We start from the raw sequence: 3126 nt of genomic DNA on the forward strand, positions 1-3126 counted from the left end.
CTTTACCTCATAAATTAGAGAAGTGCTATAAAGTAGTGTGTGCGATCTCAAATTCTCTTAATTTGTCATAAAAAAATGTTTCAACCAATGCGCTATTGCCAAATCTTTCTCGATCCCCCCATCCCCCCATCTCCCCATCTCCCTATCTCCCCTACTCCCCTACTCCCCTACTCCCCTACTCCCCTACTCCCCATCCCCTAAATTTTATCCATACATGATATTATGCCTAAGTGGCTAAAAAATAGAAAAATAGATGACAGCAGAAAACACCCAACAATTAGATGTATTTGGCGTCGGTAACGCCTTAGTAGATATCCTCGCATTTGTAGAAGAAGATTTGATCGCTAAACATTCTCTCCAAAAAAGTGGAATGACTCTGATGGATGTTCCCACACAAGGAGGAATATTGCAGGACTTGGAAAACATCCCTTTAAAAAAACGTTCTGGAGGTTCAGCAGCAAATACCATGATTGCGATCGCTCAGAGTGGAGGGACGGGTATTTTTGTGGCCAAAGTCGCCAACGATCCTAATGGTGAGTTGTACCGCAAAGATATGCTCGATTCCAAAATTGAATTTAATGTAGTTCCTACATCTACAGCAAATGGACCTACTGGTACTTGTGTGGTACTGACAACTCCTGATGCCGAACGTACTATGTGTACTAATCTGGGAGTATCTGTAAGTCTCAGTGCTAGTGATATTGATGCAGAACAAATTAAGCGTTGTAAATACAGTTATATAGAAGGTTATTTGTGGACGGGACCGGATACAAAGCAAGCTTGTATTCAAGCAATGGAAGATTCTAAACGCCAAGGGGTTACAGTGTGTTTTACCTTTTCTGACCAGTTTTTAGTAGATATGTTTGCGGATGACTTCCGCGAGGTAGCGTCAAATTATTGTGATGTGTTATTTTGCAATGCTGATGAAGCTCGTAGTTTCTGCGGAATTGAGTCTTTAGAAGAATGTGCTGTCAAAATTGGGGAGTTGGTAGAAACAGCTTTTATTACTAACGGTAAGGAAGGTTGTTTAGTTGTACAAGATAAAAAAATTACTCCTGTACCAGGGTTTGCTGTGAAAGCGATCGATACTGTTGGTGCAGGAGATGCTTTTGCCGGAGGTGTGTTATTTGGTCTTACCCATGGTTACACACCTATTCAAGCTGCACGTTGGGGAAATTATTTAGCTTCTGCTGTTGTACAAATTCAAGGTCCGCGTTTAGAAGGTTCTTGGGAAGATAAATTTCAGGAAGTAATATCATCTTCATAATTGAAGAATTTTGTAGGTTTTAGGTTAATGGTTAAATCGTTAATTGGGGTTTTAAAATGTAACTACTCCGAATAGTTCTGAAAAATCTGCTTCCTCATACCTAAAACCTAACATTCAAAATGCAACGAAAGCGTAGCGACGATAATACATAGTATTTCAAGTGGATGAGGTACGGCAACAAAGATTTTTCAGCCAGTTTTTTTAATGGTGAGAATTTATCAAGTTCAGCACTGTACCTCATTTATTGGCAATCTATTGTATAGAAGCCATTTTCTATCTATATCATATAGTAATACCAATTTCAAAAAATAATGCTACAAAAAGGTAGATATTGATCGGATATGCTTAAAAATAGCTGCTCCAGTTGATTTGAGATAGTTATCTCTATCTTTATTTTCAATATTTACCCCTTCTTCCTTCTTCCTTCTTCCTTTTTCCTTCTTCCTTCTTCCTTCTACTATTTTGAATTAAGAATTTAGTTTATTTTAGGGATTTTGTTGAATAATTATTAAAGATTTAAGCTCAGTCTTAAAGCAAAATTAAACAACAAACAAGTTGTTTATTAAACAAGATGAAAAAAATGTAATAAAATGTAAATTAAGTAGTTCAAAAAAATAGTAATATGTAACAATATAAATAAATTAAAACTTTAATAAGCAGGCAGTAAATATTAAGTAAATATCGGTTACTATCAAAAGCAAATACCAAGAGCAGTAAGTTGAGGAGTATTATAGAAATGGAAACTGCCACTAAAGATACTAAAAGCAAAGATTCTCAACAAAAAAAAAAGGGTCATCCTAGTGGCGATAAACGCTTTAAACAGTTAGATATTACAATGAAGCGGAATCAATATCGTCAAGATTCTTTAATTGAAGTATTGCATAAAGCACAATCAACATTTGGCTATTTAGAGCCTGATGTTTTGACGTATATAGCACGAGGTTTAAAGTTACCATTGAGTAGAGTATATGGAGTAGCAACTTTTTATCATATTTTTTCACTTAAGCCTAATGGCGCTCATACTTGTGTGGTATGTATGGGTACTGCTTGTTATGTAAAAGGTGGTGGAGAAGTAATTAAAGCACTAGAAAAAGAATTAGATATAAAAGTAGGAGAAACAACAGCAGACGATCAAATTTCTCTGATGGCAGCTCGTTGTTTGGGTGCTTGTGGGATTGCGCCAGCAGTGGTTTTTGATGGTAGTATCGTAGGTAAACAAACTCCAGAATTGGTTATGGAAAAAATTAAAGGTTGGCAGGATTAAAGAATTTAGAATTTAGAATTTAGAATTTAGAATTACCTCTCCTTGACAACTAAGAGGATTGACTCAAAGGAAAATTTTTATTTATTATCCTCTTAAAAGGGGAGGCTTTAAACCAGAATATTTCGGTAAATTTAGCCAAAAATCAACAGTCAAAATTGCATGAGTAAACATAGATATTTAGGTAAAGTTTTACCTGATTAAAAGTTGATATTTTTTGATTGTGGAAATATTTAAAGCTAGAAAAAGAATCCAGTTGTCAAGTTAGAATATTTAGTAAGATGGAAACTAAGAAAAATCGGTAGTCCTGCATAGTAATGGTATACAAGAAACAAGGAATGCTTGGCACGGGAGCAAGATGCTCCCACTGCCGTACAATGCACCACCACCGAAAAACCATCTCACTTAATTACTTAACGATCTATTTTTTTTACTGACTTATAAACAGGACTTACGCATAAACGCTATTGGTAGTAGCGCGTCTAGGCTAAAATTGTGGGTAAAATTAACTCTCTGATCCCCCCCAACCCCCCTTGGAAAGGGGGGAGAGGTCTATATTTTCTAATCGGAAGAGCTACTGTCTATCTATACCAGTATG

At 36.0% G+C, this 3126-nt stretch carries 2 protein-coding genes; both read left to right on the top strand.

Annotated features, from left to right (window positions below; all coding sequences use genetic code 11):
• Window positions 1-253 precede the first annotated feature (253 nt).
• A complete protein-coding gene (locus F6K54_RS42400) occupies window positions 254-1267 on the top strand; it encodes an adenosine kinase (protein ID WP_293090485.1) in 1014 nt (337 codons plus the stop codon).
• Between the two features lie 736 nt (window positions 1268-2003).
• The gene (gene hoxE, locus F6K54_RS42405; protein WP_293090486.1) at window positions 2004-2531 is read left to right on the top strand and encodes a bidirectional hydrogenase complex protein HoxE; all 528 of its coding nucleotides are present in this window, start codon (window positions 2004-2006) and stop codon (window positions 2529-2531) included.
• Window positions 2532-3126: the final 595 nt, after the last annotated feature.

The sequence above is a fragment of the Okeania sp. SIO3B5 genome (assembly GCF_010692555.1).
Lineage (GTDB): Bacteria > Cyanobacteriota > Cyanobacteriia > Cyanobacteriales > Microcoleaceae > Okeania.

Bases quoted from the DNA above. Each gene is read 5' to 3' on its own strand.
- F6K54_RS42400 (WP_293090485.1), top strand. From the start codon at position 254: ATGACAGCAGAAAACACCCAACAATTAGATGTATTTGGCGTCGGTAAC.
- hoxE (WP_293090486.1), top strand. From the start codon at position 2,004: ATGGAAACTGCCACTAAAGATACTAAAAGCAAAGATTCTCAACAAAAA.